Origin of the sequence: Microvirga mediterraneensis (assembly GCF_013520865.1) — a bacterium.
Classification (GTDB): Bacteria; Pseudomonadota; Alphaproteobacteria; order Rhizobiales; family Beijerinckiaceae; genus Microvirga; species Microvirga mediterraneensis.
This window is the reverse complement of record NZ_JACDXJ010000001.1, coordinates 377712-402475: the sequence shown is the minus strand read 5'-3', so window position 1 is coordinate 402475 and position 24764 is coordinate 377712. Positions and strand designations below refer to the sequence as shown.

Genomic DNA, 24764 nt, shown 5'->3' with positions numbered 1-24764 from the left:
CGGCGAAGCGAACCGGCGGCTACCTATTATAAATGTCGCAGCCCGACGGTTCCCTCGTCAATCAGGCTTGATCAAGGCCGTATAGCGAGTGGAGCGTGCGCACCGCAAGCTCCGTATAGGCCGATTCGATCAGGACTGAGAATTTGATCTCAGAGGTGGTGATCGCCCGGATGTTGATGCCCTTGTCGGCCAGGGCCTTGAAGGCGCGCGCCGCGACGCCCGCGTGGCTGCGCATGCCGACCCCGATGGCCGAGACCTTCACCACGTCGGTCGCCCCCTGGAGCTCCTTGAAGGCGATCTCGTCCCGGTGGGAATTGAGGATCGCGCAGGCCCGCTCGTAATCCGAGGTGGGCACCGTGAAGGTCAGGTCCGTGGTGGCGGCGTTGTCGGACACGACCTGGATGATCATGTCCACGTTGATGTTGGCGTCGGCCAGGGGCACGAAGATCGAAGCGGCGATGCCCGGCTTGTCCGCAATGTCCCGCAGCGTGATCTGGGCTTCGTCGCGCGAATAGGCGATGCCCGTGACAACCTGCTGTTCCATGATGTCTTCCTCGTCGCAGATGAGGGTGCCGAGCTTGGGATCGGCGGGGTCGTCGAAGCTGGAGCGCACATAGGTGGGCACCCGGTGCATCATGGCGAGCTCGACCGAGCGCACCTGGAGCACCTTGGCCCCCAGCGAGGCCATTTCCAGCATTTCCTCGTAGGACACCTTATCCAAGCGTCGGGCCTTGGGCACGATGCGCGGATCGGTGGTGTAGACGCCGTCCACATCCGTATAGATGTCGCAGCGCTCGGCCTGGATGGCGGCCGCCAGCGCCACGGCGCTGGTGTCCGAGCCGCCGCGGCCCAGAGTGGTCACGCGGCCCGTGGGCTGGTGCACGCCCTGGAACCCGGACACGACGGCCACTGCCCCGTGGTCCGTGAATCCCTTGATGATCCCGGTCCCATCGATGGCGGCGATTCGCGCCGAGCCATGGGCGTCGGAGGTCATGATCGGGATCTGCCAGCCCTGCCACGACCGGGCCTTCAGGCCCATTTCCTGCAGGGCGATGGCCAAAAGGCCCGAGGTCACCTGCTCGCCCGAGGCGACGACCACGTCGTATTCCTTCGAATCGTAGAAGGCGTTGGCCTCTTTCACCCAGCCGACGAGTTCGTTGGTCTTGCCCGCCATGGCGGACACGACGACGGCGACGTCGTAGCCGGCCTCGACCTCGCGTTTGACGTGCCGCGCCACATTGCGGATACGCTCTACGGTGGCGACGGATGTTCCGCCGAACTTCATGACGAGACGGGGCATGGGCGAGGGAGGCCGTGGTGAGATTTGAGACGTTCAGCCCCTTCGCGCCGCGAAAAGGCGCGTATACATGACGGTAGGGCCGCCCCCTGTCAACGCGCAGTTTTACCCTCACGTCATCACCGGCCTTGTGCCGTTGATCCCGATGTGAGAAGCGCAGGGCTCTTCGAAGCGGGATGGCCGGGACAAGCCCGGCCATGACGTCGCGGGTTCATCAAGTCCGATCACCCTTACCCCTCCCCGCAAGGGAGTGGGCCTCTCTGCGGAGGATCTCATGACCACCATCGACCCGGCCGAGGTCGCCCGTTTCGAGAAGATCGCCGAGACCTGGTGGGATCCGAAGGGCCCCATGAAGGTCCTGCACAAGTTCAACCCGGTGCGGCTGGCCTATATCCGGGACGAGGCCTGCCGCCGGTTCGGGCGCGATCCGCGCTCGGCCCGCTCCCTGGACGGGATCACGATCCTCGACGTGGGCTGCGGCGGCGGTGTCCTGTCTGAGCCCCTGGCGCGGCTCGGCGCCACGGTGACCGGGCTCGACCCGGCGCCCACCAATATTTCGGTGGCCCGGCTCCATGCGGAGCGGGCCGGGATCCCGGTCGATTATCGCAACGAGACCGTGGAAGCCGTGGTCGCCCGCGGCGAAACCTTCGACATGGTGCTCGCCATGGAGGTGGTGGAGCACGTGGCGGACCGGCAGGCCTTCGTGAACGCCTGCGCCCAAGGGGTGAAGCCCGGCGGCTGCCTCGCCATGGCGACGATCAACCGGACCCTGCGTTCCTTCGCGTCCGCGATCGTGGGTGCCGAATACATCCTCGGCTGGCTGCCCAAGGGCACCCACGAATGGGACAAGTTCGTCACCCCGGACGAATTGACCGACGCCATCCGGGCGGCGGGCTTTTCCGTCAACGACCTCACGGGCGTGGCCTACAACCCGCTGCGGGACAGCTGGTCCCTGTCCCGCGACACGGCCGTCAACTATATGCTGCTGGCCGCGAGGGCTTGAGCGGCTGCTCCCGGGGAGCGACGCTGAGCAGGGCATAGCCGGCGAGCGCCGAGACGAGGGAGCCCATGAGCACGCCGATCTTGGTGGCGTCGTTCAGGTCCGGCTGGTCCGGGAAGGCGAGGGCGCCGATGAACAGGCTCATGGTGAAGCCGATGCCGCAGAGGAGCGCGACGCCGTAGCATTGCAGGCGCGTCGCGCCCGCGGGCACATCGGCGAGGCCCAGCCGGATGGCCCCCACGGCGAACGCATAGACCCCGAGCTGCTTGCCGATGAACAGGCCCATGGCGATGCCCAGGGGCAGGGGGGAGAAGACGGCGTCGAGGGACAGCCCGGAGAGCGACACGCCCGCATTGGCGAAGCCGAAGATCGGAATGATCGCATAGGCCACCCAGCCGTGAAGGGCGTGCTCCAGCCGGTGCAGGGGCGAATCCTCGGCCCTGGTCTCCTTCGGCTTGTCCTGGAGCGGGATCGTGAGGGCCAGGGCCACGCCCGCCAGGGTGGCGTGGATGCCGGATTTCAGGACGAAGAACCACAGCACCGCCCCGATGACGAGATAGGGCAGGAGCCTCGTCACGTTGAACCGGTTGAGCGCGATGAGAGCCAAGAGGCACAGGGCGGCGAGGCCGAGCATCGGGAGCGAGAGATCGCTCGTGTAGAAGAGCGCGATGATGACGATCGCCCCGAGATCGTCGAGGATGGCCAGCGCGGTCAGGAAGATTTTAAGGGAGGTCGGCACCTTCGACCCGAGGATCGCCAGCACGCCGAGCGCAAAGGCGATGTCGGTGGCCGCCGGGATCGCCCAGCCGTGACGGAGCTGCGGTTCGCTCCAGGTGACCGCGAGATAGACCAGGGCCGGGACCACCATGCCGCCGAAGGCCGCGATGCCGGGCAGGACCCGGCGCGGCCAAGTGGAGAGCTGCCCGTCGAGCATCTCGCGCTTGATCTCGAGGCCCACCAGCAGGAAGAACACCGCCATGAGCGCATCGTTGATCCAGTGCAGGACGCTCAGGCCCAGGATGTAGGTCTTCAGGACGCCGAAATAGACACCGGCCAGGGGCGAGTTGGCGACAGCTAGGGCGATCACCGTTACGCCCATGAGGATCATGCCGCCGGAGGCCTCGCTGTCGAAGAACCTGCGCATCAACGAGATGCGTCGCGTGGGCCTCAAGTCGCTCTTCGGCAAATCCATTCCCGTCTCCTGATCGAACGCAACCCGTCATAGGCGGAAATGTTCGCAGAAAAAGTCGAAACCGGCCTTTTCCCATCACAAAACCAGGAGCAACTCTGCTCAAGCGAGCCGCACGGTTTCGACCAGGTAATCCAGGAATGCGCGCACACGCGCGGGCAGAGGGCCGCCGCCCACATAGACCGCGTGGATGCTCTCTGTGTCGCCGGGATTGTAGGCCTCCAGCACAGGGACGAGCTGCCCGGCCCGGATATCGGGGCCGATGTGGAAGAGCGACAGGCGACTGATCCCGAGCCCGGCGAGCACGAGCAGCCGCATGGATTCCCCGTCGCTGACCTGCGCGTTGCCCGTCGGCACGACGGCGCTGACATGGCCTCTTCCGTCTATGAACGGCCAGCCGTTGCTCTGGCGGGCGAAGCTGAACCCGAGAAGGTTGTGACGGGCGAGGTCCTCCGGGCTGTTCGGCGCGCCGCGGCGGTCCAGATAGGAGGGGGAGGCCACGAGCATCATCCGGCTCTCGCCGAGCTTGCGCGCCACGAGCTGCGAGGATTTCAAGGGGCCGACGCGGATGGCGATGTCGGCGCGGTCCTCAAGCAGATCGACGACCGTGTCGGTGGACGTGACCTCCACGGTCACTTCGGGGTGGCGATCCAGGAAATCGGGCAGCAGCGGGAGGAGGTAATGCGTCCCGAAGGGAACGTTCGTGTTCACCCGCAGCCGGCCGCGCGGAGCCGCCCCGGACGCGGCGCCGCGTTCGGCCTCGTCGAGATCGGCCAGGATTCTCACCGCCCTGTCATAGAAGGCCGCGCCCTCGGGCGTCAGTTGCAGCTTGCGTGTCGAGCGGTTGACAAGGCGGGCGCCCAGACGCGCCTCCAGCCGGGCGACGAGCTTGCTCACGGCCGAGGGTGTCATCCGCAGGGCACGGGCGGCGGCCGAAAAGCCACCGAGATCGACGGCGCGGACGAAGACTTCCATCTCGCCGGACCGGTTGACGTCCATTCTGGCCATTGTGACTTCAATTCATAGATCCTGTTCCTGCCTGCAGGCTAGTTCATAGGCGGGAAGGCGTCCATCTTGCGGCAACCCGGCGGCCCGGCGCCGCTCCGCTCAAGGACGTCCTACATGCCTCTTGCCCTCTATGCCCTGACGGCCGGTGCCTTCGGCATCGGCGTCACGGAATTCGTCATCATGGGCCTGCTGCTCCAGGTGAGCGCCGATCTCGGCGTCTCGATCTCGGCCGCGGGCCTGCTCATTTCCGGCTATGCCCTCGGCGTCGTGGTCGGGGCGCCGCTCTTGACCACCCTGACGGGCCGATGGTCGCGCAAGACCGTGCTCCTCGCCCTCATGATCGTCTTCACCCTCGGCAACCTCGCCTGCGCGGTCGCGCCGGACTATGCGACGCTCATGGCCGCCCGGGTGCTGACCGCCTTCGCGCACGGTACGTTCTTCGGCGTCGGCTCCGTCGTGGCGACGAGCCTCGTGCCCGCCGATAAGAAGGCCTCGGCCATCGCCGTCATGTTCACGGGCCTCACGGTCGCCAATATTCTCGGCGTTCCGTTCGGCACCTGGCTCGGCCAGGCCTATGGCTGGCGTGCGACCTTCTGGGCCGTGACCTTCGTCGGCCTCGCGGCCCTGGCCGTGATCGCGCTCTTCGTCCCCAAGGACCGGCAGGAGAACGTCGAGGACGGCAGCCTCCGCGACGAGCTGAAGGTGCTCTCGCGCCGGCCCGTGCTGCTCGGACTTCTCACCACCGTGCTCGGCTATGCGGGCGTGTTCGCGGTCTTCACCTATATCGCGCCGATCCTGACCGAGATCACCGGCTTCTCGGAGGCCGCCGTCTCGCCGATCCTGCTCGTCTTCGGCGGCGGTCTGGTGCTGGGCAACCTTCTCGGCGGCAGGCTCGCCGACCGGCGCCTCATGGCGACCCTGCTCGGGACCCTCGGGGTCCTCGCCCTGGTTCTCGCCGCCATGGCCTTTGGGATCCACGACAAGGCCGCGGCCATCGTGTTCGTGGGCCTGCTCGGCGCCGCCGCCTTCGCAACCGTGCCGCCGCTGCAGATGTGGGTTCTGGAAAAGGCCGACGGTGCCGGCCAGAGTCTTGCGTCCAGCCTCAACATCGCGGCCTTCAACCTCGGCAATGCGCTCGGCGCCTGGCTCGGGGGCTTCGTGATCGATCACGGATGGGGCCTGGGCGCGGTCCCCTGGATCGCCGCCCTGCTGCCGGCCTCGGGCCTTCTCCTGGCCCTCTGGAGCCGCAGGCTCGACCGGGCCGAAGGCGCGGTCAATTGGAAGCCCTTGAAAGCTCCCGTCTGACAGCTCCTGTCAACCGGCTACCATGTCGGCACTGGCCTTCCGGCGTCTCGCCCGGGAGGCCAGAATCGTCTCGAGCGTGACCGGGCGGTAATCGAACGCATCCACGCCCACGTCGTATTGCCGCGTCTGCGGCTTCAGCTTGGCGTGCGAATGACCGTGCAGGTCGATCCAGCCGCGGCCCATGTTCTTCCAGGTGCGGAAGGCGTAGTGACACATCACCAGGGCATGACCTTCCAGATGGATTTCCGCATAAGCCTGGACGCTCGCCCAGCCTTGCGCCGCAAGGGTTGCCGGGCCGTCGTTGTTGCCGGTGATCAGGTGCTTGCGGCCATGGAGAAGCCCAAGCAGCTCGTCGATCCGCTCCGGCTTCACATGCAGGGCGAAATCGCCCAGATGCCAGACCTCGTCCCCGGGCGAAACGATCCCGTTCCAATTGGCGATGAGGGCGTCGTCGTGCTCGGCAATCGTCCTGAAAGGACGCTTATCGATTCGCAGGACCCGGGGATCGCCGAAATGCGTGTCGCTGGTGAAGAAAACCGTCAAGAGAAGCCCGTCTCGATCATCCTGGGATGAGGCATAAGCGCGGAACGCCCGGGCTCGTTCCGATCAGGCTCCTACTTGAACATGCCTTCCCGCAGGTTGATGCCGTATTCCTTGTAGGCCTTGAGGGCGCAGAGCATCTGCATCCAGCCCTGGCAATTGCCATAGGAGGCTTTCAGACCCGTTTCCGTCTCGCGCCAGCCTTCCTCGGAAATCGAGACCAGCGTCCGCCCGTCGTCGAGCGGCTCGAAGGTCATTGTCACCGTGGTCCTGTAGCTGGTCGAGGACGCGCCGTCGTTTGCCTCCCATTGCAGGACGATCCGCTTCTCCGGCACAACCTCGACGACCCAGACCGGGAAGGCTCCCGGAAAATCGTGGAAATCCCACGTGACGGTCGCGCCCGTCTCCAGCCGGCCCTTGGCTCCGCCGGTCGTGAAATAGCGCGACAGCTCATCCGGATTGGCGACGGCCTCGAACACCTCGGCCACCGGCTTCGCAATCCTCGCGGACACCTTGAACGTCAGATCCATGGCCATCTCCTTGAATTTCGTCTTATCATGTTATAAAAAGATAACATGTCAAGCGACGAGGAAAGCGACCGGATCTTCAAGGCCTTATCGGCCGCGACCCGTCGCGGTATTCTCGATGCGTTGAAGGACCGGCCCCAGACCACGGGCGAATTGTGCGCCCGCTTTCCGGCGCTCGACCGCTGCACCGTGATGCAGCACCTGAAAGTCCTGGAGGGAGCGGACCTCGTGATCGTCAGGCGGGAGGGGCGGGAGCGGTGGAACCACCTCAACCCGCTCCCGATCAGGCAGATCTACGACCGCTGGATCGGCGCCTATGCGGGCCGGGCCGTGGAGATGCTCGACCGCCTCAAGACGGATCTGGAAAGCAAGGGAAATTAGTTCCGGTCGTCCGGCACGACGGGCAGGGGGAGCACGTCGATGCCTTCCTCGAGTAAGGCTTGAGCCTCGGCGAGATCCGCCTCGCCGTAGATCGAGCGCTCTTCCGTCTCGCCGTAATGCATCTTGCGCGCTTCCTCGACGAAGCCCTTGCCGACATCTTCGGCGTTCTTCATCACGTGCTCGCGCAGGGCCCGCAACGCGGCGCGCAGCTCCCGTTCACGCTCGGAGAGAACGGCGACGGGCTGGGTCTCCGGCACCTTCGGGGGCTTGTCCGTCCGTGCCACGGAAGGGGCCATGATCTGCTTCTCGACCTTAGGCGAGTTGCAGAACGGGCACGTCACGAAGCCGCGCTTGCGCTGCGTCTCGAACGCCTCACTCGACGGGAACCAACTCTCGAACTCATGGGCCTGCTCGCAGGCCAGGGCATACTTGATCATGTCTCGGTGAGACTTAAGGATTGAGGCTGGGAAAGGGAAGGGATCAGGCGCTGGCCGCCCGATCCGTCTCGATGATCGGAACGACCTCGACCTTGAAGGGCCGGGCGTTCTTGAGGGTCGGGATGCGGCCGCGCACGTCGGTCACGAGGGCGGTATCGATCTCGGCCAGGAACACGCCCGGTTCCGTGCCGCCTTCCGCCAGAACCCGGCCCCACGGATCGATGATGACCGAGTGCCCATAGGTCTCGCGCCCATCCTCGTGCAGGCCGCCCTGGGCGGCGGAGATCATGAAGGAGCCGGTCTCGATGGCTCGTGCCCGGTGCAGCACGTGCCAATGGGCTTCGCCGGTCTGCCGGGTGAAGGCCGCCGGGGCCGAGAGGAACGAGGCGCCGTTGTCGGCCAGCGCCTTGTAGAGGGCGGCAAAGCGCACGTCGTAGCAGATCGTCATGCCGAGATAGCCCCAGGGCGTCTCGGCCGCGACCGCCGAGGCGCCGCCCGTATAGGTGGCCGATTCGCGCCAGCTCTCGCCGTTCGGCAGGTCCACGTCGTAGAGGTGGATCTTGTCGTAGGAGGCGATGATGTCGCCGTCCTGGCCGATCAGGAAGGCGCGGTTGGCGACCTTGTCGCCTTCCTTCACGGCAATCGAGCCGATCTGAACCACGATGCCCTTCTCCCGCGCCACCTCGCGCAGGGCCGCCAGCACCGGGTCCTGCGCCTCCGGCCCCACCTTGTCGAACAGCTCCGCCCGATCCCGGCAGACGAGGGAGGTCATCTCCGGCGTCTGGGCGAAATGCGCGCCCTGGGCGGCGGCCTCGCGCACGAGTGCGACCGCATCGTCGCGGTTCTTGAGCACGTCGCGCCCGGAGCGCATCTGGACGCAGGCGGCGGTGAAGCGGGTCGAGGTCATGAAATCTGGTCTCCGTCAGGCGTTCAATAAAGACTCAAGCTGACCTCTGTCATCAAGAGCATACAGATCATCGCAGCCGCCGACATGTTTTCCGCCGATGAAGATCTGCGGGACGGTGGAGCGGCCGTTCGCCTTCTGGATCATCTCCGCGCGGGCTTCCGGCTTCTTCTCGATGTCGATCTCGGTGAAGGCGACGCCTTTCTCGGTAAGAAGCTTCTTGGCGGCCGAGCAATAGGGGCACCAGCTCTTCGTGTAGATCGTAATGGACGGCATGACGGACAATTCTCCTCTGACGGCGATGATATAGGAAGTCTTGGGCTAGCTTCACAACTCCTGGACAACTCGGGCGAAGGCCAGAATATCCACGGCGGCCGCTCCGCCGCGCAGGAGCGCCCGCGAGGCCGCGTTGGCCGTTGATCCAGTGGTCAGCACGTCGTCGATCAGCAGCACCCGCTTACCCTTGAGCCTGGCCCTGGCGTCCAGAGGCACCCGGAAGGCGCCCTGGAGGTTCTCCTGCCGCTGCGCCTTGGTGAGCCCCACCTGGCGGCGCGTGTGCTTGACGCGTGCGAGCAGGAACGGATCGCAGGCCACGCCGCTCCCGGCCGAGACGATGCGGGCCAGGGCCATCGCCTGGTTGAATCGCCGCCGCCACAGCCGCCAGCGATGCAGCGGCACCGGCACGATCACGTCGGCCTCCGCGAGCAGCTCCGCGCCGGCCCGGGCCATCATGCCGCCGAGCGCCCGGGCGAGCTCCAGGCGGTCATTGTATTTCAGCCGGTGCACGAGGAGGCTCGCCGTACCGTCGTACTCCGCCACCGCCCGGGCGCGCTGAAAGACCGGCGGATCCGCGATGGCGGCGGGCGAGAGGAGCGGCTGGCCGAGATCGACCGCGAAGGGCATTCCCAGCCGTTCGCAGAACGGCCGCTCGATGAAGCGGATCTGCGACCAGCAGGCGGCGCAAAGGGCATGGGGTTCACCCGTGGCCGCCTGGCAGGCGATGCAGGTCGGCGGATAGAGCAGGCCGAGGGCCGATCGCCAAGCCTCGCGCGCCCCAGCACGGACGCGGGTGCTCAACGGGATCGGCTCGACCTCGACAGGCTCGCTCATGGGCGAAGCTTAGCGGAAGGCGGTTCGAAGGGCGAGGAGGCAGATGCCAGGAGATATAAACGCCCGTGTCATCCCGAAAAAATCCTTGGTTCTTGGCACTGCACACGCCATATCGAGCACCTCATGACCACGCCCCTCGTCTTCGACCGTCCTCTCGTCCGCCGCCGTCTGGCCCGCGCCCTGGACCAGGGCTATGCCGATTTCCTTCTGGCCCGCGCCGTCGAGGATCTCGATGAGCGATTGTCCACGGTGCTGCGGAGCTTTGATCTCGCGCTCGATGTGGGCACGCCGACCCCGATTGCCGCCGAGGCCCTGCGCCGGAGCGGCCATGTCGAGACAGTCATCCGCCTGTCGCCGGTGCCGGAGCGGGGAAGCATTGTCGGAGACGAGGAGCGCCTGCCGTTCTCTGGCGAGCGCTTCGACCTCGCGGTGTCGCTCCTGGCCCTGCACGGCGTCAACGACCTGCCGGGATCCCTCATCCAGATCCGCCGGGCGCTGAAGGCCGACGGCCTTTTCATCGGCGCGCTCCTGGGCGGTTCGACCCTGACCGAGCTGCGGCAGTCCCTGACCCAGGCCGAAGCGGAAATCGAGGGCGGCGTAAGCCCCCGCGTGGCGCCGTTCGCCGACCTGCGCGACATCGGCGGCCTGCTGCAGCGCGCGGGCTTTGCCCTTCCGGTCACCGATACGGATGTGGTCCGGGTGCGCTATGCCAATGCCTTCGCGCTCATGCGGGATCTGCGCCGGATGGGGCTGACCAATGCCCTCCATGATCGCCGGAAAACCCCCATGCGGCGCGCGACCCTGATGCGGGCGGCCGAGATTTACGCGGAACGCTTCGGCGATGCGGATGGACGCATCCCGGCGACCTTCGAGATCGTCTGGCTCTCCGGCTGGACCCCGCATGAAAGCCAGCAGAAGCCCCTGCGTCCCGGCTCCGCCAAGGCGCGGCTGGCCGATGCCCTGGGCGTGAAGGAGGGAGCCCCCGCGCCCAAGCCGGACCAGACGTGATTCTCATCCCGTCTTGGGCCGCAACCGGGTTGCCCTATCTTCTTTCCTGCGAAGACCTCTCTGGAAAGCGGTAACCCCATGAAAGAGCCCGGCCCGGATCATCCGATCACGATTACGAAGAACCCGCACCGCATCCGGGTCATGCTCGGCGGCTTCATCGTCGCCGAGACGACGAAGGGCCTCACCCTCCGGGAGGCCACTCTTCCGCCGGTTCACTACATTCCCCGCGAGGATGTGCGGATGGATCTGCTGGATTCCACGGAGCACAGAACCCATTGCCCTTACAAGGGCGACGCCTCCTACTTCACCGTGAACGGCGGCGGGCTCGTGCGGGAGAACGCAGCCTGGAGCTACGAGGAGCCTGCTCCCGCTGTCGCGGCCATCAAGGAACACCTGGCTTTCTATCCGGAGAAGGTCGATGCCATCGAGGAATTCCAAGAATAAGGCATCGAACGGAAAAGCGGGAACCGGTTTTGCGTGAAAAGATACTTCAAACCAAAAAGCGAAAGCCTCGGAGTGAGGTCGAGTTCATGTCCGAGACTTTCGCCCCTCGTCCTAATGGCTGAAGCGCGGGCGGGTTGCTGACCCTCCCGGCCCAAGGCACTCTTGGCGCAAAGGAACCCACCTTGGGACAGTCCATGTCGCCGTTCACCTTCAACACCGCACCCTCGCTCATCGTCGGCTCCGGCAGCATCGCGCGCCTGGGCGAGATCGCAGCCCAGCGCCTCGGGCCCCGTGTGCTCGTGGTTACCGATGCGGGTCTCGTGAAAGCCGGGCTGATCGCGCCCGCCCTCCAGGTGCTGGAGGAGGCGGGCATCGCGGTCGACGTCTTCGACGCGGTCGTGGCCGACCCGCCCGAGGGCGTGGTGCTGGAAGCCGTGGCGAAAGCCAGGGATTTCGAGGCGCGGGCCGTGATCGGGTTCGGCGGCGGCTCCTCGATCGACGTGGCGAAACTCGTGGCGCTGCTCGCGGCGAGCGACGAGAGCCTTCCGGAGATCTACGGCGTCGGGATCGCGAAAGGTCCCCGGCTGCCGCTGCTCGCCATTCCCACGACGGCCGGGACGGGATCGGAGGTGACGCCGATCTCCATCGTCACCACCGGTGCGCACGAGAAGAAGGGCGTCGTCTCGCCGCTCATCATTCCCGACATCGCGCTGCTCGATCCGGATCTGACCGTGAACCTGCCGCCCCATGTGACGGCGGCCACCGGCATAGACGCGATGGTTCATGCCATCGAGGCCTACACCTCGACGAGCCCCAACAACAATCCGGTTTCGCAGGCGCTGGCGAAGGAGGCCCTGCGCCTGCTCGGCCGCAACATCGAGCGCGCGGTGCATCACGGCCAGGACATCGAGGCCCGCTCCGCCATGCTGCTCGGCTCCATGCTGGCCGGGCAGGCCTTCGCCAATTCGCCCGTGGCCGCCGTTCACGCGCTGGCCTATCCCATCGGCGGACATTTCGGCGTGCCGCACGGGTTGTCCAACGCGCTCGTCCTGCCGTATGTGCTGCGTTTCAATGCAAGCGCCTGCGAGGGATCTTACGCGGAGCTTGCGCCCCATGCGTTCCCGGAACTCGCGGGCCGCGCGACCGGTTCGGCTTTTGTGGAAGCGCTCGCCGCCTTGTGCGCGAAAGTCGGCCTTCAGCCGCGCCTGCGCGACGTGGGCATTCCCCAGGAGGCCGTGCCGATGATGGCTCAGGATGCCATGAAGCAGACGCGGCTTCTCGTGAACAACCCACGCCCGCTCACCTTTGAGGATGTCCGCGCCATCTATGAAGCGGCCTGGTGACGATGAGCATGTCCGACCGCCCCGTGCGCCTCCACCGCTCCGACTTCAGGCTTTATCGCCCCATCGCGACCCGCTGGATGGACAACGATGCCTACGGGCACGTCAACAACGTGCATTACTACTCGTATTTCGACAGTGCCGTGAACGGATGGCTCGTCGAGAAAGGCCTGCTCGCCATTACGGAAAGCCCCATCATCGGTCTCGTGGTGGAATCGGGCTGCACCTATTTCGAGAGCGTCTCCTTTCCCGAGCCCCTGGAGGCCGGTATCGCCGTCGCGCATCTCGGCCGTTCCTCGGTGCGCTACCGGATCGGCATCTTCAGGAGCGGCGGCGAGCAGGCTGCGGCCCAGGGCCATTTCGTCCATGTCTATGTGGACCGCGCCACCCAGCGTCCGGTGGAGATTCCGCCCGAGGCGCGGACCCTGCTCAGCGAATGGCTTTGAGCCGACCGCTGAAAGACACGACCGCCACGCCGGCCAGCACCACGGCGCCCCCGGCGAGTTCGCGCAGGCCGATGCTCTCGTCGAGGAACAGCACCGCCATGATGGTGGTCCAGACCGGCGTCAGGTAGCCCACCATCGAGGCGCGGGTCGGGCCTGTGCGGCGGATCAGGTGCATGAACATCAGCATCGGCAGGGCAGTCGAGAGGGCGCCGAGCGCGAGGAGCGGCAACGCATTCGGCAGCACCGGAGCGAAGGCAGACGGGCCGGCCAGGGTCAGGGCGAGCACCATCGCTCCCGCACCCGAGCAGATCTGCTGGCCAAGCGCCATCCGGCCCGGATCTGTCCCTCTGACCGTGCGCACATAGATATTCGCCATCGCATAGCTGAAGGCGACGGCCAACATGATCAGGACACCTGTCTCATCAATGCCGCTGTCAGGCAGGGCGGCCGGACCGATCAGGATCGCCATGCCGCCGAAACCGATCGCAATGCCAAGGAAGCGCCGGGGATTCAGCCGTTCGTCGGCGAAAAGGAGATGCGACAGGATCGCCACGATCAGTGGCGAAGAGGCTTGGATCATGCCGGCCGTTGCCGTAGGGAGCCGAGTGAGCGCATAGGCCAAGAGCACGTTCGGCAGCCAACCATTGAGGGTGCCCAGAATGGCCCAGACCCGCCATTCATGTCTCTGCGGCAGGATGCTCTTGCCCTGGGTCGCGAACCATACGGCAAGGGTCGTTCCACCGATCAGCCCGCGCATGGCTGCGAGCACGAAGGGGTTCTGGTTGCCGCTCAGCTTGATCAGCACAAGCGAGCTTCCCCAGAGCATGGAACAGACAAGCAGGTTGGAGGCAACGAAGGCGGCCGTCGGAGCGGACGTCTCCGGAACCGCTTCGGTGGCTTGCTGGGACGACATGGCGCCCTTCAAGACCCGAGAAGGTCGACGAGGAACGGGATCAGCGGCTCATCGGCCGGCGGCATGGGGTAGCCGCGCATCTCCTGGGCCTTGACCCATTTCAGGGCCTGCCCCTCGAGCGGTTGCACGAACCCTTCCCAGCGCCGGCAGATGTAGAGCGGCATGAGCAGGTGGAAGGTCTCGTAGGCGTGGCTCACGAAGGTCAGCGGGGCGAGGCAGGGCTCCTTCACGGCGATGCCGAGCTCCTCGCGCAGTTCGCGGATCAGTGCCTCCTCCGGCCGCTCGCCGGGCTCCAGCTTGCCGCCGGGAAACTCCCAAAGGCCGGCGAGCTGCTTTCCTTCAGGCCGCTGCGCCAGAAGAATGCGGTTGTCCGTATCGATCAGGGCGACGGCAACGACGAGGGTGAGCTTTACGGAAGACACGGGTGATCAAGCCGCCTGTATGGGTGGAGCAAGGCCGCTCTCATACCCCGCTTCGCCTCCAAAGCGAACCGGTTTCACATTGCTTGACAAGTGTAACTTTGAAACGCAACTTGAAGAAATAATTCCGGTTGGCGATACAACCGTTCTCCAGGGGGCTTTCATGATCCGGATGATGTGTGCCGCGGCTTCTGCCGCCCTCGTTTGCGTCCTCGGAACAGGGGTGGCGCAGGCGCAGGATTGTTCAGGGGCTCCGGTCTATTTCAATGGTGAACTGGCCGATGTCGAGGGCGAGTTGACCGTCAAGGCCGGCAAGGGATGTGTTTTCGGCCTCAACGGCATCCCTGGTGCCCTCAATGAAACGGTGATCTCGCTGAAGCCCCGGATCGGCCGGGCCGGGGTCGACGGTCTCAAACCCTATTACATGGCCAAGCCCGGCTATCAGGGGCCGGACGAATTTGCCTACACGTTCATCGGCATGAGCCAGTACGGCGGCCCGATGCGGATCACCGTCAGGCGCAAGGTCACCGTCGTTCCCTGATCAGCTCCGGTAATCGCCGTTGATCTCCACGTAAGCCTTGGTGAGGTCGCAGGTCCAGGCGGTGGCCTCGCCGCGGCCGAGACCGAGGTCGACGCGGATCGTGATCTCGTCGCCCTTCATGTAGGCGGTGGTCCTGGCCTCGTCGTATTCCGGATCGCGGGCGCCTTTGACGGCGACGCGGATGTCGCCGAACCAGATCGCGAGCTTGTCGCGCTCGGCGGCTTCGCCAGCCTTGCCGACGGCCATGACCACGCGGCCCCAATTGGCGTCCTCGCCGGCCACCGCCGTCTTTACCAAGGGCGAATTGGCGATCGCCATGGCGATCCGCTTGGCCGAGGTGGCGCCTGTGGCGCCGGTCACCTTCACGGTCACGAACTTGCGCGCGCCTTCACCGTCGCGGGCGACCTGCTGGGCAAGGTCGATCAGAAGGCTCTCCAGCGCGCCGCGGAACTCCTTCAGGCGCCGGTCGCTCGGCAGGGAGATCGCGGGCGCGCCCTTGGCGGCGCCCGCGCCGGTCGCGAAGAAGAGCAGGGTGTCGGACGTGGAGGTGTCGCTGTCCACCGTCACGCAGTTGAAGCTCTTGTCGGCGCCCTTCTTCAGCAGCGCCTGCAGCACCGGGGCGGCGATGGGCGCGTCGGTGAAGATGAAAGAGAGCATGGTCGCCATGTCGGGCGCGATCATGCCGGCACCCTTGGCGATGCCGTTGATCGTCACCTCGACGCCGCCGATGGTGGCCGTGCGGGTCGCCACCTTGGGAAAGGTGTCGGTGGTCATGATCGCCTTGGCGGCATCGAGCCAGGCTGTGGGCTTCGCCTTCTTCTCGCAGGCTGTGAGCACATTCTCGAACTTCGTCGCATCGAGAGGCTCGCCGATCACGCCCGTGGAGGCGATGAAGACTTGAGAAGCCCGGCAGCCGGCCGCCTCGGCGGCGATGTCGGCCGTCAGCTTGACCGCCTCCGCGCCCTTCTTGCCCGTGAAGGCATTGGCGTTGCCCGAATTGACCACGAGAGCCCGGGCCGTGCCCTTGGCCAAATTCTTGCGGCACCAGTCGACCGGGGCCGACGGGCACTTGGAGCGGGTGAACACGCCCGCCACGGTCGTGTCCTTGGGCAGGGTCACATAGAGAACGTCAGTCCGGTTCTTGTATCGGATGCCGGCCTCCGCCGTCGCGATCCTGACGCCGTCGATGGCGGGAAGCGCCGGAAACGATTTGGGCGCGAGGGGAGACACGGACTTGGACATGCGAAAGGTCTCGGAATGAGCGGATGGAATACCGTTTAGGAAAGGCGACCTGTGGTTTTTTAAGGCTTTTTGTCAAGTCAAAGCTGCAGAAGCATGATGGCCTAGGCCAAGGAACGCCGCGAGTGTGTCCTCGTTGACCCGATCTGCAAGCGATGGAGGCTTTCATGACTGGCAAGCACCCCAAGACTCAGCCCCAGGAGCGCCCACGCAGCGATCTCGATGTCGATCCGGGCATCGGTCGCTCGAAGGGCTCGACCATGACCGGCGAGGATCCCCGCGACCTCGACGGTGGCTCGACCTTCCAGGGCGACGTGGAGAACCAGACGAACCGCCAGGGCGGCGTCGATCCGAACCGGATGGGGCGGCACAACAAGTGACATCGGCGCCAACTCGTCTTCACGCCATCACCGGCCTCGTGCCGGTGATCCCGATCGGAAGAGCGTGGCGCTTCACGCAACCGTCATGGCCGGGACAAGCCCCGCCATGACGTGGTGAGGAAACGTCAGGAAACAAAAAGGGCGGGCCCGGAAGGCCGCCCTTTGAAATCCAGTGAAATCACCAGCCCTTACGGCTGCTTCTGCTCGACGAGGTTGCCCTTGTCGTCCAGGCGTTCGATCTTGGCGTTTTTGCGCAGGCCCATGATCAGGTCCTGCTGGGCCTTGCGGGCGAGATAGGTCTCGACCTGGTCCTTTGTCTCCTCGAAGGACGGGGCCGGCTTGGTGCGCTTCTCCTCGACCTTGATCACGTGCCAGCCGAACTGGCTCTTCACCGGATCGGAGATCTGGCCCGGATCGAGCTTGAAGGCGGCTTCGGCGAAGGGCTCGACCATGCGGTCCTTGGTGAAGAAGCCGAGATCGCCGCCATCGGTCTTGGAGCCCGGGTCCTTCGAGACCTCTCCGGCCACCTTGGCGAAATCCTCGCCGCCCTTCACGCGGGCCGCGATCTTCTTGGCCTCGTCCTCGTTCTCGACCAGGATATGGCGGGCGCGGACCTCCTGCTCGGCCGGCACGCTCTTGACCGTCTCGTCGTAAAGCTTGCGGGCGGCTTCGGGGGTCACGGCCTTCTTGGATTCCTGGTCGAGGTACTCATCGAGCAGGGTCTTGTCCCGGTTATAAGCGAGCTTGCGGGCGAATTCGGCGCCGCTGCCGACCTTGGCCGCCTCGGCGGCCTTGGCGCCGAGCTTCAGGTCGATCATGTAGCCGGTCAGCAGTTCACGCTTCTGCTCCTCGGGCACGTTCGGCATCTGGAGAGCCGGATCCTCGGACGCAATGGCGAGATCCCCTTCCGTAATGTCGACGCCGTTGACGCGAGCGATCACCTTGGCGGGATCGACGGCCGGAACGGCCGCGGGAGAGGTCGCAGGCGCCGCAGGGGTCGCAGGAGGGGTCTGGGCGAGGGCAGCTCCGGACATGAGCGGCAGGGCGACGCCGAGGGTCAGAAAGCTCTTACGGAACGTGAGTGAGCGGGACATATGGTTTCCTCTGGTGAGCGTGATCGCCCACGGACAGCGACGATCAGATGGCCGAATGTGTTTACGTTTGCAAGTGATGGCATATTTATGTCACAGCAGCGCCGCTCGCGGGGTCTTGAACGGGCCTCCGGGCCGCTCGAGACTGCGCTACTAAAGTCATAGTCTTTAAGGTGCGCTCCGGCGTAATTAGGTCTATAAGGCGGCGCAAACGCTCCTTTCTCCTGTATTCTGGAATTTCGAAGGCTCTCGATGTTCGGTTCTCTCGCGAAGAAAATCTTCGGTTCGGTCAATGAACGCCGTCTGAAGTCCTATCGGCCGAAGGTAGCGGCCATCAACGCGATGGAGGCCGAGCTGGAGGCCCTGTCCGACGAGCAGCTCCGTGCCCGCACCGAGGACTTCAAGGCCCAGCTCGCCGCCGGCAAGACCCTGGACGACATCCTGGTGCCCGCCTTCGCGACGGTCCGCGAGGCGGCCAAGCGCACCCTCGGACAGCGGCATTTCGACGTGCAGCTCATCGGCGGCATGGTGCTCCACGAGGGCTCGATCGCGGAAATGCGCACGGGCGAGGGCAAGACCCTGGTGGCGACCCTGCCGGTCTACCTGAACGCCCTTGCCGGCAAGGGCGTCCATGTGGTGACGGTCAACGATTATCTTGCCCGCCGCGACTCCGAATGGATGGGCCAGATCTACCGGTTCCTGGGCCTTTCGGTCGGGGTGATCGTCCACGGGCTCGACGATGTCGAGCGCGCCGCCGCCTATGCGGCCGACATCACCTACGGGACCAACAACGAATACGGTTTCGACTACCTTCGCGACAACATGAAGTACGAGATGGCCCAGATGGTCCAGCGGGGCCACAACTTCGCCATCGTGGACGAGGTGGACTCGATCCTCGTCGACGAGGCCCGGACCCCGCTCATCATCTCCGGTCCCCTCGACGACCGGTCCGAGCTCTACAACGCCATCGACGTGGTGATCCCGCGCCTGAACAAGAGCGATTACGAACTCGACGAGAAGCAGCGTTCCGTGGCCCTGACCGAAGAGGGCACAGAGAAGATCGAGGAACTGCTGCGGGAAATCGGCCTGCTCAAGGAGGGCGATCTCTACGACGCCCAGAACGCCACCCTGGTCCACCACATGAACCAGGCCCTGCGCGCCCACACCCTGTTCCAGCGCGACAAGGACTACATCGTCCGCAACGGTGAAGTGGTCATCATCGACGAGTTCACCGGCCGCATGATGCAGGGCCGCCGCTACTCGGAAGGCCTGCACCAGGCGCTCGAGGCCAAGGAGAAGGTCCAGGTCCAGCCCGAGAACCAGACGCTGGCCTCCATCACCTTCCAGAACTATTTCCGTCTCTACGAGAAGCTCGGCGGCATGACCGGCACGGCCGCCACCGAGGCCGACGAGTTCCTGGAGATCTACAACCTCGAAGTGGTCGAGATCCCGACCAACCGTCCCGTGTCCCGTATCGACGACGACGACGAGGTCTACCGGACCGTCGAGGAACGCTACAAGGCGGTCATCCGGGACATCGAGGCGGCCTCGGCCAAGGGCCAGCCGATCCTGGTCGGCACCACGTCCATCGAGAAGTCGGAGCATCTGGCCGAGCTTCTGATCCAGGAAGGCTACAAGCTCATCGATTTCGAGAACCCGCAGGCGCTCGAACCCCTCTACCGCGACGCGCGGGCCGGCCGAGGCACCAAGCACTTCGCCGTGCTCAACGCCCGCTTCCACGAGCAGGAGGCCTTCATCGTCGCCCAGGCCGGCGTGCCGGGCGCGATCACGATCGCCACTAACATGGCCGGCCGCGGCACCGACATTCAGCTCGGCGGTAACGCCAAGATGCGCATCGAGCGCGAGCTCGTCGGCGTGGAGGGCGAGGAGCGTGCCCGCCGCGAGAAAGAGATCCTCGACGAGGTCGCGTCCTTCAAGGAGCGCGCGCTCGCCGCCGGCGGCCTCTACGTGCTCGGCACCGAGCGCCACGAATCCCGCCGCATCGACAACCAGCTGCGCGGCCGCTCCGGCCGCCAGGGCGATCCGGGCCGCTCCAAGTTCTACCTGTCGCTCCAGGACGACCTGATGCGCATCTTCGGCTCCGACCGCATGGACGGGATGCTGCAGAAGCTCGGCCTGAAGGAAGGCGAGGCCATCATCCACCCGTGGATCAACAAGGCCATCGAGCGGGCGCAGGCGAAGGTCGAGGCGCGCAATTTCGACATCCGCAAGAACATCCTCAAATACGACAACGTCATGAACGACCAGCGCAAGGTCGTGTTCGAGCAACGCAAGGAGTTCATGGCCGAGGAGAGCGTCCGCGAGACCATCGACGACATGCGCCACGGCGTGATCGAGGACATCGTTTCCCGCGCCATCCCGGAGAATGCCTATGCCGAGCAATGGGACGTCGAAGGCCTGAAGCAGAATGCCCTCAACTTCCTCAACCTCGACCTGCCGGTCGAGGAATGGGCCAAGGAGGAGGGCATCGCCGACGACGAGATCCGCGAGCGCATCACCAAGGCGGCCGACGAGGCCTATGCCCAGCGCATCGAGGCCAATACCTCCGATGTGATGAACTATGTGGAGAAGCAGGTTCTGCTGCAGAGCCTGGACCACCTCTGGCGCGAGCACCTCGTGACCCTCGACCATCTGCGTCAGGTCATTGGCTGGCGCGGCCTGGCCCAGCGTGATCCGCTGAACGAGTACAAATCCGAGGCGTTCGAGCTGTTCAACGGCCTGATCGGCCATCTGCGCGAGCAGGTGACGGGCCAGCTCATGCGCATCCAGGTGGTGTTCCAGCAGCCGGAGCCGCAGAGCCTCCCGCCCATGTTCGCCCAGCATCTCGATCCGGCCACCGGCGAGAACGAGTTCGACATGCCCCAGGGCTCGGCCTTCGGCGAGGGTGGAGCTCTCGGCTATGCGGCAACCTCCGTCGACCCGGCCACGGGCGCCCAGCGCGACCCGAACGACCCCTCCACCTGGGGCCGCGTCAGCCGCAACGAGCCCTGCCCCTGCGGATCTGGCAAGAAGTTCAAGCATTGCCACGGACAGTTCGTGGCGTAAGCGGTACGGACATCGACCATGGAAAAGCCCGGCCTTCGTGCCGGGCTTTTTGCTGCGACCGTCTCTTTCCGGGTCCGGTCGGCCTCCTACCTCCGTTGCGCCAGCAGATCTCGAAGGCGGCCAGGGGTAGAATAAGGCACGAGCAACGCTTCCAGGCTCCCGGCAGGGCCCCTTCGGGCTTGCCGGGACCGGCCGCCGATGCGCGAACCGAGGGAGAGAGCCATGTCTCATATCGGAAGCTGTTTCTGCGGTGCCGTTCAGGTCGAGGTCAGCGGATCACCGGAGGCCATGGGCTATTGCCATTGCCGGTCCTGCCGCTCGTGGTCCGGCGGGCCGGTGAATGCCTTCAGCCTGTGGAAGCCCGAGGCCGTGCGGGTCACCTCCGGCGCCGAGCATCTCGCGACGTTTCAGAAGACCCCCTTCAGCCAACGGCAATACTGCTCGAAATGCGGCGGACACCTGATGGCCGACCATCCGACCATCGGGCTCGTCGATGTGTTCGCCGCGACCATCCCGACGCTCGATTTCATCCCCGCCGTCCATCTCAATTATGCCGAGACGGTGCTGCCCATGCGGGATGGGTTGCCGAAGATGAAGGACTTTCCGGCCGAGGTCGGCGGAACCGGCGAGACGATGGCCGAGTGATTAAACGGGAAGCGGAACGTTCAAAGCTCGTGGCCGACGGGGCTGTCGTGCGAGTGCGGCGAGGGGGCAAGGTCGTCCCACAGGCTTTCGCTTGTGTCGCAATCGGTCTTAGACGCGCTTCCCGCAGGCCGAACCAGTCCGGCGGTTTCGGACATGTCCGCGATCTCGTGGACGATCTTGGCGCGCGTCTCGGTCAGGAACTGCCTGCGGTCCCGCACCGGCACCATGAACGCGTTCACGCCGCCGATCACACAGTCGCGGTAATAGGCGTCCAGCATCGCGTCCTCGCGCCAATCGGTGGGGTGAAGCATGATGGGAAGACCGTTGATCGTGACGCCGCGCGAAACGGCCCTGTCGCGCGCCTCCGTGACCAGAGGGCCCTGGTTGTTCGAGCCGTCGCCCGAGATATCGATGACGCGCCGCGCGGGCAGGAAGGGGGCGACGGAGAAAAGAGCCAGGCTGAAATCGATGGCCTCCGAGATCGAGGTTCCGGCTTCGCGGCGGATGGGGGCGCGGGCCAGCCGATCGGCGAAGGCGAGGCTGTCCGCCGGACTGTCCAGCACGGTCCAGGGCACCACGACGTTCTGGACATGCGGATGCGCCCCGGCCCATTCCACATAGGTGACGGCGATGCGCCCCCGCATGCCGCTGCCGATGGCCTGATGCACAGTCCCTGAGCGGAAGGCCTCCACGTAGCCCTGCCGCTGCAGGGCCTGCTCGTCCGGGTCCATGGAGGTGGAGACGTCGACGGCCAGCACGAGGGCGAGATCGACCTCGTCGGGCGCCCGCTGCCAGGCCGGGGCGACGGTCAGAAGTCCCGCCACGAGTGCGGGGAGCAGCCATGAAGCCCTGGGACACCGCATCGCGATCTCCCTCAGAGGATCGAGGTTTCCTCGAAACCTCGGATGTTACGTCAGCTTTCCTTGCGGCGGTAGGATTCGTGACAGCCGCCGCAGTTCTGGCCGACCCGCTGGATGGCGGCCTGCAGGCCCGCCTGGTCCGAGATACTTGCCTGAGCCGCCTTGGCATCCTGTTCGAGCTTGGTCGCGCGGGCGTCGAAATCCGCCTTCCGCTCCCAGACGACGGGGAGCGCCTCGGTCTTCCCGCGATGCGAGCCCGGCGGGAACAGCCCGGGGATCTGCTGCGCGTTCTGCGCGATCCGCTGGAAGGCCGCCTGGGCGGTGGCCGCATTGAACGGGACCTGTCCCCGGACCATGCCGGTGAGCGCGCGGACCTGTTCCTGGTTGTTCTTCATCAGGTTCTGGCGCTGCACGACCGGGTCGCTGGATTGGGCGAGCACTCCGAGCCCGCTGGCGATCAGCACTGTGGCTGCCGCAATGACGGTCCTTCGCATGGCGACCATCCTTTCTCCTCCATGACAGGATGTCTTCGCGTCCCGGACAAGGCCATAGGAAAAGAGGGTTAGACGCGGCTCTTAGGCTGCAGCGTTCAACCTTGGACCTCTGACATTTTGCCCGGGTCCGATGCTTATTCTTTAGCTTGGCGCATCGTTGAGCGCGGAAAACCGGGCCACTTTACCGCACGATGCGCTAGGTGCTCGCCCCGGGACGCGAGCCATGCCATAAGGCCGCAGCAACTCCTCCAGAGCATCGGGCCCGAAACTGGAACTCACTTCCGGGGCCCATTCGATGCTCTTTTCCCCTTTGAAGAGCGCATCGTTCGGGGCGGAAGACCGGGACCCTTTTCCGCACGATGCGCCAGGCCTCACGAGTTATGATTCGCGTCGAGAACATCAGTAAGCAGAACAGCCACAGGATCCTCTTCATCGAGGCCTCCGGGACGCTCCAGAAGGGCGAGAAGGTCGGCCTCGTGGGCCCCAACGGCGCGGGCAAGACCACGCTCTTCCGGATGATCAACAAGGAGGAGCACCCCGACGAGGGGCAGGTTTCCGTCGATCGCGGCGTCACCATCGGCTATTTCAGCCAGGATGTGGGCGAAATGGCGGGTCGTAGCGCCCTCGCCGAGGTCATGGAGGGCGCCGGCCCCGTCAGCGCCGTGGCGGCCGAGCTGCGGGAGCTGGAAGCCGCCATGGTGGACCCGGAGAGGGCAGGCGACCTCGAGGCGGTCATCGAGCGCTATGGCGAGGTGCAGGCGCGCTACGAGGAACTGGACGGCTATTCCCTCGAGGGGAGGGCCCGTGAGGTGCTGGCCGGGCTTGGCTTCAGCCAGGAGATGATGGACGGCGACGTGGGCGCCCTCTCGGGCGGCTGGAAGATGCGCGTCGCGCTCGGCCGCATCCTCCTGATGCGACCGGACGTGATGCTCCTCGACGAGCCGAGCAACCACCTGGATCTCGAGAGCATCATCTGGCTGGAGGAGTTCCTGAAGGGCTACGAGGGCGCGCTGCTCATGACCTCGCACGACCGCGCGTTCATGAACCGCATCGTCAACAAGATCATGGAGATCGACGGCGGCTCGCTCACCACCTATTCCGGCGATTACGAATTCTACGAGCAGCAGCGGGCGCTCAACGAGAAGCAGCAGCAGGCCCAGTTCGAGCGCCAGCAGGCCATGCTGGCCAAGGAGATCAAGTTCATCGAGCGATTCAAGGCGCGCGCCTCCCACGCGGCCCAGGTCCAGAGCCGGGTCAAGAAGCTGGAGAAGATCGACCGGGTCGAGCCGCCGAAGCGCCGCCAGGCGGTGGCCTTCGAGTTCCTGCCGGCTCCGCGCTCGGGGGACGACGTGGTCAGCCTGAAGGGCGTGCACAAGCGCTACGGCAGCCGCAGCATCTACGAGGGGCTGGATTTCGCGGTGCGCCGCAAGGAGCGCTGGTGCGTCATGGGCGTCAACGGCGCCGGCAAGTCGACCCTGCTGAAGCTGGTGGCCGGTTCCGCAGCGCCTGATGACGGAACGGTCACGATCGGAGCGAGCGTGAAGATGGGCTATTTCGCCCAGCACGCCATGGAGGTGCTGGAAGGCGACCGCACGGTATTCGAGTTCCTGGAGGATTCGTTCCCGCAGGCTGGCCAGGGATCGCTCCGCACGCTCGCCGGCTGCTTCGGCTTCTCCGGCGACGACGCGGAGAAGAAGTGCCGCGTACTCTCGGGCGGCGAGAAGGCTCGCCTCGTCATGGCCAAGATGCTCTACGACCCGCCGAACTTCCTGGTGCTCGACGAACCGACGAACCATCTCGACATGGCCACGAAGGAGATGCTGATCGAGGCCCTGTCGAAATACGAGGGCACCATGCTCTTCGTCTCCCACGACCGCCACTTCCTGGCCGCCCTGTCCAACCGGGTGCTCGAACTCACCCCGGAGGGCATCCACCAATATGGCGGCGGCTATACCGAGTATGTGGCGCGCACCGGCCAGGAAGCCCCAGGCCTGCGCCACTGAGACAGCCTCTGAAGAGCCAAATGAAAGCCCGGCCATCGTGCCGGGCTTTTTGCTGTCGTCTCGAGGTCAGCTTGAGACAAGCATCGTCGTGAATAAGGCAGGGACACAACAACCCTTTTTGGACCAGGGCCCTGCCGAAGGGCCCGATCCGCAACCCTTTCTCAATTCGGGCCGAAA

The 24764-nt window shown here is 65.5% G+C and carries 27 protein-coding genes; 12 read left to right on the top strand and 15 right to left on the bottom strand.

Translation table 11 applies throughout. From position 1 onward, the window contains the following. Positions 1-61 precede the first annotated feature (61 nt). On the bottom strand, positions 62-1300 hold the full coding sequence (locus H0S73_RS01875) for an aspartate kinase (RefSeq protein ID WP_181050564.1): 1239 nt from the start codon (positions 1298-1300) through the stop codon (positions 62-64). 271 nt (positions 1301-1571) lie between these two features. On the opposite strand from H0S73_RS01875, the gene ubiG reads away from it, so the two are divergent. Further along, positions 1572-2300 (top strand): bifunctional 2-polyprenyl-6-hydroxyphenol methylase/3-demethylubiquinol 3-O-methyltransferase UbiG, encoded by a 729-nt coding sequence (gene ubiG / locus H0S73_RS01870; protein WP_181050563.1) that lies wholly within the window; start codon positions 1572-1574, stop codon positions 2298-2300. Here ubiG and nhaA read toward each other — a convergent pair. Together nhaA and H0S73_RS01860 are read right to left on the bottom strand one after the other, a co-directional pair. Beyond that, entirely contained in the window at positions 2269-3489 is a 1221-nt protein-coding gene (gene nhaA / locus H0S73_RS01865; protein WP_181050562.1) for a Na+/H+ antiporter NhaA, read from the bottom strand. The genes ubiG and nhaA overlap by 32 nt on opposite strands. 99 nt (positions 3490-3588) lie before the next feature. Next, positions 3589-4494, bottom strand: coding sequence for a LysR family transcriptional regulator (locus tag H0S73_RS01860; RefSeq protein ID WP_181050561.1), 906 nt, complete (start codon positions 4492-4494; stop codon positions 3589-3591). 114 nt (positions 4495-4608) lie between these two features. Here H0S73_RS01860 and H0S73_RS01855 point away from each other — a divergent pair, with 114 nt between their 5' ends. Then, on the top strand, positions 4609-5799 hold the full coding sequence (locus tag H0S73_RS01855; RefSeq protein ID WP_181050560.1) for an MFS transporter: 1191 nt from the start codon (positions 4609-4611) through the stop codon (positions 5797-5799). Between the two features lie 9 nt (positions 5800-5808). Here H0S73_RS01855 and H0S73_RS01850 read toward each other — a convergent pair whose 3' ends face one another. Continuing rightward, complete coding sequence (locus tag H0S73_RS01850) at positions 5809-6342, bottom strand: metallophosphoesterase family protein (RefSeq protein ID WP_181050559.1); 534 nt, start codon at positions 6340-6342, stop codon at positions 5809-5811. A 71-nt stretch (positions 6343-6413) separates the two neighbouring features. Beyond that, entirely contained in the window at positions 6414-6869 is a 456-nt protein-coding gene (locus H0S73_RS01845) for an SRPBCC domain-containing protein (RefSeq protein WP_181050558.1), read from the bottom strand. 45 nt (positions 6870-6914) lie between these two features. On the opposite strand from H0S73_RS01845, the gene H0S73_RS01840 reads away from it, so the two are divergent. Continuing rightward, positions 6915-7247, top strand: coding sequence for an ArsR/SmtB family transcription factor (locus H0S73_RS01840; RefSeq protein ID WP_181050557.1), 333 nt, complete (start codon positions 6915-6917; stop codon positions 7245-7247). Here H0S73_RS01840 and H0S73_RS01835 read toward each other — a convergent pair. From H0S73_RS01835 to H0S73_RS01820, 4 genes are read right to left on the bottom strand one after another with little or no spacing between them, the layout of a single operon-like run. Next, positions 7244-7684, bottom strand: a complete 441-nt coding sequence (locus H0S73_RS01835; RefSeq protein ID WP_181050556.1) for a DUF1178 family protein — start codon at positions 7682-7684, stop codon at positions 7244-7246. The genes H0S73_RS01840 and H0S73_RS01835 overlap by 4 nt on opposite strands. A gap of 43 nt (positions 7685-7727) precedes the next feature. Further along, complete coding sequence (locus H0S73_RS01830; RefSeq protein WP_181050555.1) at positions 7728-8591, bottom strand: carbon-nitrogen hydrolase family protein; 864 nt, start codon at positions 8589-8591, stop codon at positions 7728-7730. Between the two features lie 15 nt (positions 8592-8606). Beyond that, positions 8607-8864 carry a glutaredoxin 3 gene (grxC, locus tag H0S73_RS01825; protein WP_181050554.1) on the bottom strand — a complete coding sequence of 86 codons (258 nt, stop codon included), beginning with the start codon at positions 8862-8864 and terminating at the stop codon, positions 8607-8609. Positions 8865-8915: 51 nt separating this feature from the next. After that, positions 8916-9698, bottom strand: a complete 783-nt coding sequence (locus tag H0S73_RS01820) for a ComF family protein (RefSeq protein ID WP_246388697.1) — start codon at positions 9696-9698, stop codon at positions 8916-8918. A gap of 123 nt (positions 9699-9821) precedes the next feature. Here H0S73_RS01820 and H0S73_RS01815 point away from each other — a divergent pair, with 123 nt between their 5' ends. From H0S73_RS01815 to H0S73_RS01800, 4 genes are all read left to right on the top strand, one after another. Continuing rightward, the gene (locus tag H0S73_RS01815) at positions 9822-10706 is read left to right on the top strand and encodes a methyltransferase domain-containing protein (protein ID WP_181050553.1); all 885 of its coding nucleotides are present in this window, start codon (positions 9822-9824) and stop codon (positions 10704-10706) included. A gap of 78 nt (positions 10707-10784) precedes the next feature. Continuing rightward, positions 10785-11150, top strand: a complete 366-nt coding sequence (locus H0S73_RS01810; protein ID WP_181050552.1) for a DUF427 domain-containing protein — start codon at positions 10785-10787, stop codon at positions 11148-11150. A gap of 194 nt (positions 11151-11344) precedes the next feature. Continuing rightward, positions 11345-12493, top strand: coding sequence for an iron-containing alcohol dehydrogenase (locus H0S73_RS01805; RefSeq protein WP_181050551.1), 1149 nt, complete (start codon positions 11345-11347; stop codon positions 12491-12493). A gap of 8 nt (positions 12494-12501) precedes the next feature. Further along, positions 12502-12936 (top strand): acyl-CoA thioesterase, encoded by a 435-nt coding sequence (locus tag H0S73_RS01800; protein WP_181050550.1) that lies wholly within the window; start codon positions 12502-12504, stop codon positions 12934-12936. Here H0S73_RS01800 and H0S73_RS01795 read toward each other — a convergent pair. Together H0S73_RS01795 and mutT are read right to left on the bottom strand one after the other, a co-directional pair. Continuing rightward, positions 12920-13849, bottom strand: coding sequence for a DMT family transporter (locus tag H0S73_RS01795; RefSeq protein ID WP_181050549.1), 930 nt, complete (start codon positions 13847-13849; stop codon positions 12920-12922). The two genes, H0S73_RS01800 and H0S73_RS01795, sit on opposite strands and share 17 nt — an antisense overlap. Positions 13850-13857: 8 nt before the next feature. Continuing rightward, positions 13858-14271, bottom strand: a complete 414-nt coding sequence (mutT, locus tag H0S73_RS01790) for an 8-oxo-dGTP diphosphatase MutT (protein ID WP_181050548.1) — start codon at positions 14269-14271, stop codon at positions 13858-13860. A gap of 160 nt (positions 14272-14431) precedes the next feature. On the opposite strand from mutT, the gene H0S73_RS01785 reads away from it, so the two are divergent. After that, the gene (locus H0S73_RS01785; RefSeq protein WP_181050547.1) at positions 14432-14809 is read left to right on the top strand and encodes a hypothetical protein; all 378 of its coding nucleotides are present in this window, start codon (positions 14432-14434) and stop codon (positions 14807-14809) included. Here the strand turns inward: H0S73_RS01785 and argJ are convergent, their stop codons facing one another. Continuing rightward, positions 14810-16051, bottom strand: coding sequence for a bifunctional glutamate N-acetyltransferase/amino-acid acetyltransferase ArgJ (argJ, locus tag H0S73_RS01780; RefSeq protein WP_181050546.1), 1242 nt, complete (start codon positions 16049-16051; stop codon positions 14810-14812). 164 nt (positions 16052-16215) lie between these two features. On the opposite strand from argJ, the gene H0S73_RS01775 reads away from it, so the two are divergent. Beyond that, the gene (locus H0S73_RS01775; protein ID WP_181050545.1) at positions 16216-16428 is read left to right on the top strand and encodes a hypothetical protein; all 213 of its coding nucleotides are present in this window, start codon (positions 16216-16218) and stop codon (positions 16426-16428) included. 188 nt (positions 16429-16616) lie between these two features. Here the strand turns inward: H0S73_RS01775 and H0S73_RS01770 are convergent, their stop codons facing one another. Continuing rightward, the gene (locus H0S73_RS01770; protein ID WP_181050544.1) at positions 16617-17522 is read right to left on the bottom strand and encodes a peptidylprolyl isomerase; all 906 of its coding nucleotides are present in this window, start codon (positions 17520-17522) and stop codon (positions 16617-16619) included. Positions 17523-17771: 249 nt separating this feature from the next. On the opposite strand from H0S73_RS01770, the gene secA reads away from it, so the two are divergent. Then, positions 17772-20585, top strand: a complete 2814-nt coding sequence (secA, locus tag H0S73_RS01765; protein ID WP_181050543.1) for a preprotein translocase subunit SecA — start codon at positions 17772-17774, stop codon at positions 20583-20585. Between the two features lie 222 nt (positions 20586-20807). Next, positions 20808-21230: a GFA family protein gene (locus H0S73_RS01760; RefSeq protein WP_181050542.1), complete on the top strand. Its 423-nt coding sequence runs from the start codon at positions 20808-20810 to the stop codon at positions 21228-21230. 20 nt (positions 21231-21250) lie between these two features. On the opposite strand, the gene H0S73_RS01755 is transcribed toward H0S73_RS01760, so the two are convergent. Together H0S73_RS01755 and H0S73_RS01750 are read right to left on the bottom strand one after the other, a co-directional pair. Beyond that, complete coding sequence (locus H0S73_RS01755; protein ID WP_181050541.1) at positions 21251-22093, bottom strand: DUF1194 domain-containing protein; 843 nt, start codon at positions 22091-22093, stop codon at positions 21251-21253. 50 nt (positions 22094-22143) lie between these two features. Then, positions 22144-22584, bottom strand: a complete 441-nt coding sequence (locus tag H0S73_RS01750; protein WP_181050540.1) for a c-type cytochrome — start codon at positions 22582-22584, stop codon at positions 22144-22146. A gap of 380 nt (positions 22585-22964) precedes the next feature. Here H0S73_RS01750 and H0S73_RS01745 point away from each other — a divergent pair, with 380 nt between their 5' ends. After that, positions 22965-24587 (top strand): ABC-F family ATP-binding cassette domain-containing protein, encoded by a 1623-nt coding sequence (locus H0S73_RS01745; protein ID WP_181050539.1) that lies wholly within the window; start codon positions 22965-22967, stop codon positions 24585-24587. The last annotated feature ends 177 nt before the right edge of the window (positions 24588-24764 follow it).

Coding starts and splice junctions, on each gene's coding strand:
- H0S73_RS01875 (WP_181050564.1), bottom strand. CDS start 1,300: ATGCCCCGTCTCGTCATGAAGTTCGGCGGAACATCCGTCGCCACCGTA.
- ubiG (WP_181050563.1), top strand. CDS start 1,572: ATGACCACCATCGACCCGGCCGAGGTCGCCCGTTTCGAGAAGATCGCC.
- nhaA (WP_181050562.1), bottom strand. CDS start 3,489: ATGGATTTGCCGAAGAGCGACTTGAGGCCCACGCGACGCATCTCGTTG.
- H0S73_RS01860 (WP_181050561.1), bottom strand. CDS start 4,494: ATGGCCAGAATGGACGTCAACCGGTCCGGCGAGATGGAAGTCTTCGTC.
- H0S73_RS01855 (WP_181050560.1), top strand. CDS start 4,609: ATGCCTCTTGCCCTCTATGCCCTGACGGCCGGTGCCTTCGGCATCGGC.
- H0S73_RS01845 (WP_181050558.1), bottom strand. CDS start 6,869: ATGGATCTGACGTTCAAGGTGTCCGCGAGGATTGCGAAGCCGGTGGCC.
- H0S73_RS01840 (WP_181050557.1), top strand. CDS start 6,915: ATGTCAAGCGACGAGGAAAGCGACCGGATCTTCAAGGCCTTATCGGCC.
- H0S73_RS01835 (WP_181050556.1), bottom strand. CDS start 7,684: ATGATCAAGTATGCCCTGGCCTGCGAGCAGGCCCATGAGTTCGAGAGT.
- H0S73_RS01830 (WP_181050555.1), bottom strand. CDS start 8,591: ATGACCTCGACCCGCTTCACCGCCGCCTGCGTCCAGATGCGCTCCGGG.
- grxC (WP_181050554.1), bottom strand. CDS start 8,864: ATGCCGTCCATTACGATCTACACGAAGAGCTGGTGCCCCTATTGCTCG.
- H0S73_RS01820 (WP_246388697.1), bottom strand. CDS start 9,698: ATGAGCGAGCCTGTCGAGGTCGAGCCGATCCCGTTGAGCACCCGCGTC.
- H0S73_RS01815 (WP_181050553.1), top strand. CDS start 9,822: ATGACCACGCCCCTCGTCTTCGACCGTCCTCTCGTCCGCCGCCGTCTG.
- H0S73_RS01810 (WP_181050552.1), top strand. CDS start 10,785: ATGAAAGAGCCCGGCCCGGATCATCCGATCACGATTACGAAGAACCCG.
- H0S73_RS01805 (WP_181050551.1), top strand. CDS start 11,345: ATGTCGCCGTTCACCTTCAACACCGCACCCTCGCTCATCGTCGGCTCC.
- H0S73_RS01800 (WP_181050550.1), top strand. CDS start 12,502: ATGTCCGACCGCCCCGTGCGCCTCCACCGCTCCGACTTCAGGCTTTAT.
- H0S73_RS01795 (WP_181050549.1), bottom strand. CDS start 13,849: ATGTCGTCCCAGCAAGCCACCGAAGCGGTTCCGGAGACGTCCGCTCCG.
- H0S73_RS01785 (WP_181050547.1), top strand. CDS start 14,432: ATGATCCGGATGATGTGTGCCGCGGCTTCTGCCGCCCTCGTTTGCGTC.
- argJ (WP_181050546.1), bottom strand. CDS start 16,051: ATGTCCAAGTCCGTGTCTCCCCTCGCGCCCAAATCGTTTCCGGCGCTT.
- H0S73_RS01775 (WP_181050545.1), top strand. CDS start 16,216: ATGACTGGCAAGCACCCCAAGACTCAGCCCCAGGAGCGCCCACGCAGC.
- H0S73_RS01770 (WP_181050544.1), bottom strand. CDS start 17,522: ATGTCCCGCTCACTCACGTTCCGTAAGAGCTTTCTGACCCTCGGCGTC.
- secA (WP_181050543.1), top strand. CDS start 17,772: ATGTTCGGTTCTCTCGCGAAGAAAATCTTCGGTTCGGTCAATGAACGC.
- H0S73_RS01760 (WP_181050542.1), top strand. CDS start 20,808: ATGTCTCATATCGGAAGCTGTTTCTGCGGTGCCGTTCAGGTCGAGGTC.
- H0S73_RS01755 (WP_181050541.1), bottom strand. CDS start 22,093: ATGCGGTGTCCCAGGGCTTCATGGCTGCTCCCCGCACTCGTGGCGGGA.
- H0S73_RS01750 (WP_181050540.1), bottom strand. CDS start 22,584: ATGCGAAGGACCGTCATTGCGGCAGCCACAGTGCTGATCGCCAGCGGG.
- H0S73_RS01745 (WP_181050539.1), top strand. CDS start 22,965: ATGATTCGCGTCGAGAACATCAGTAAGCAGAACAGCCACAGGATCCTC.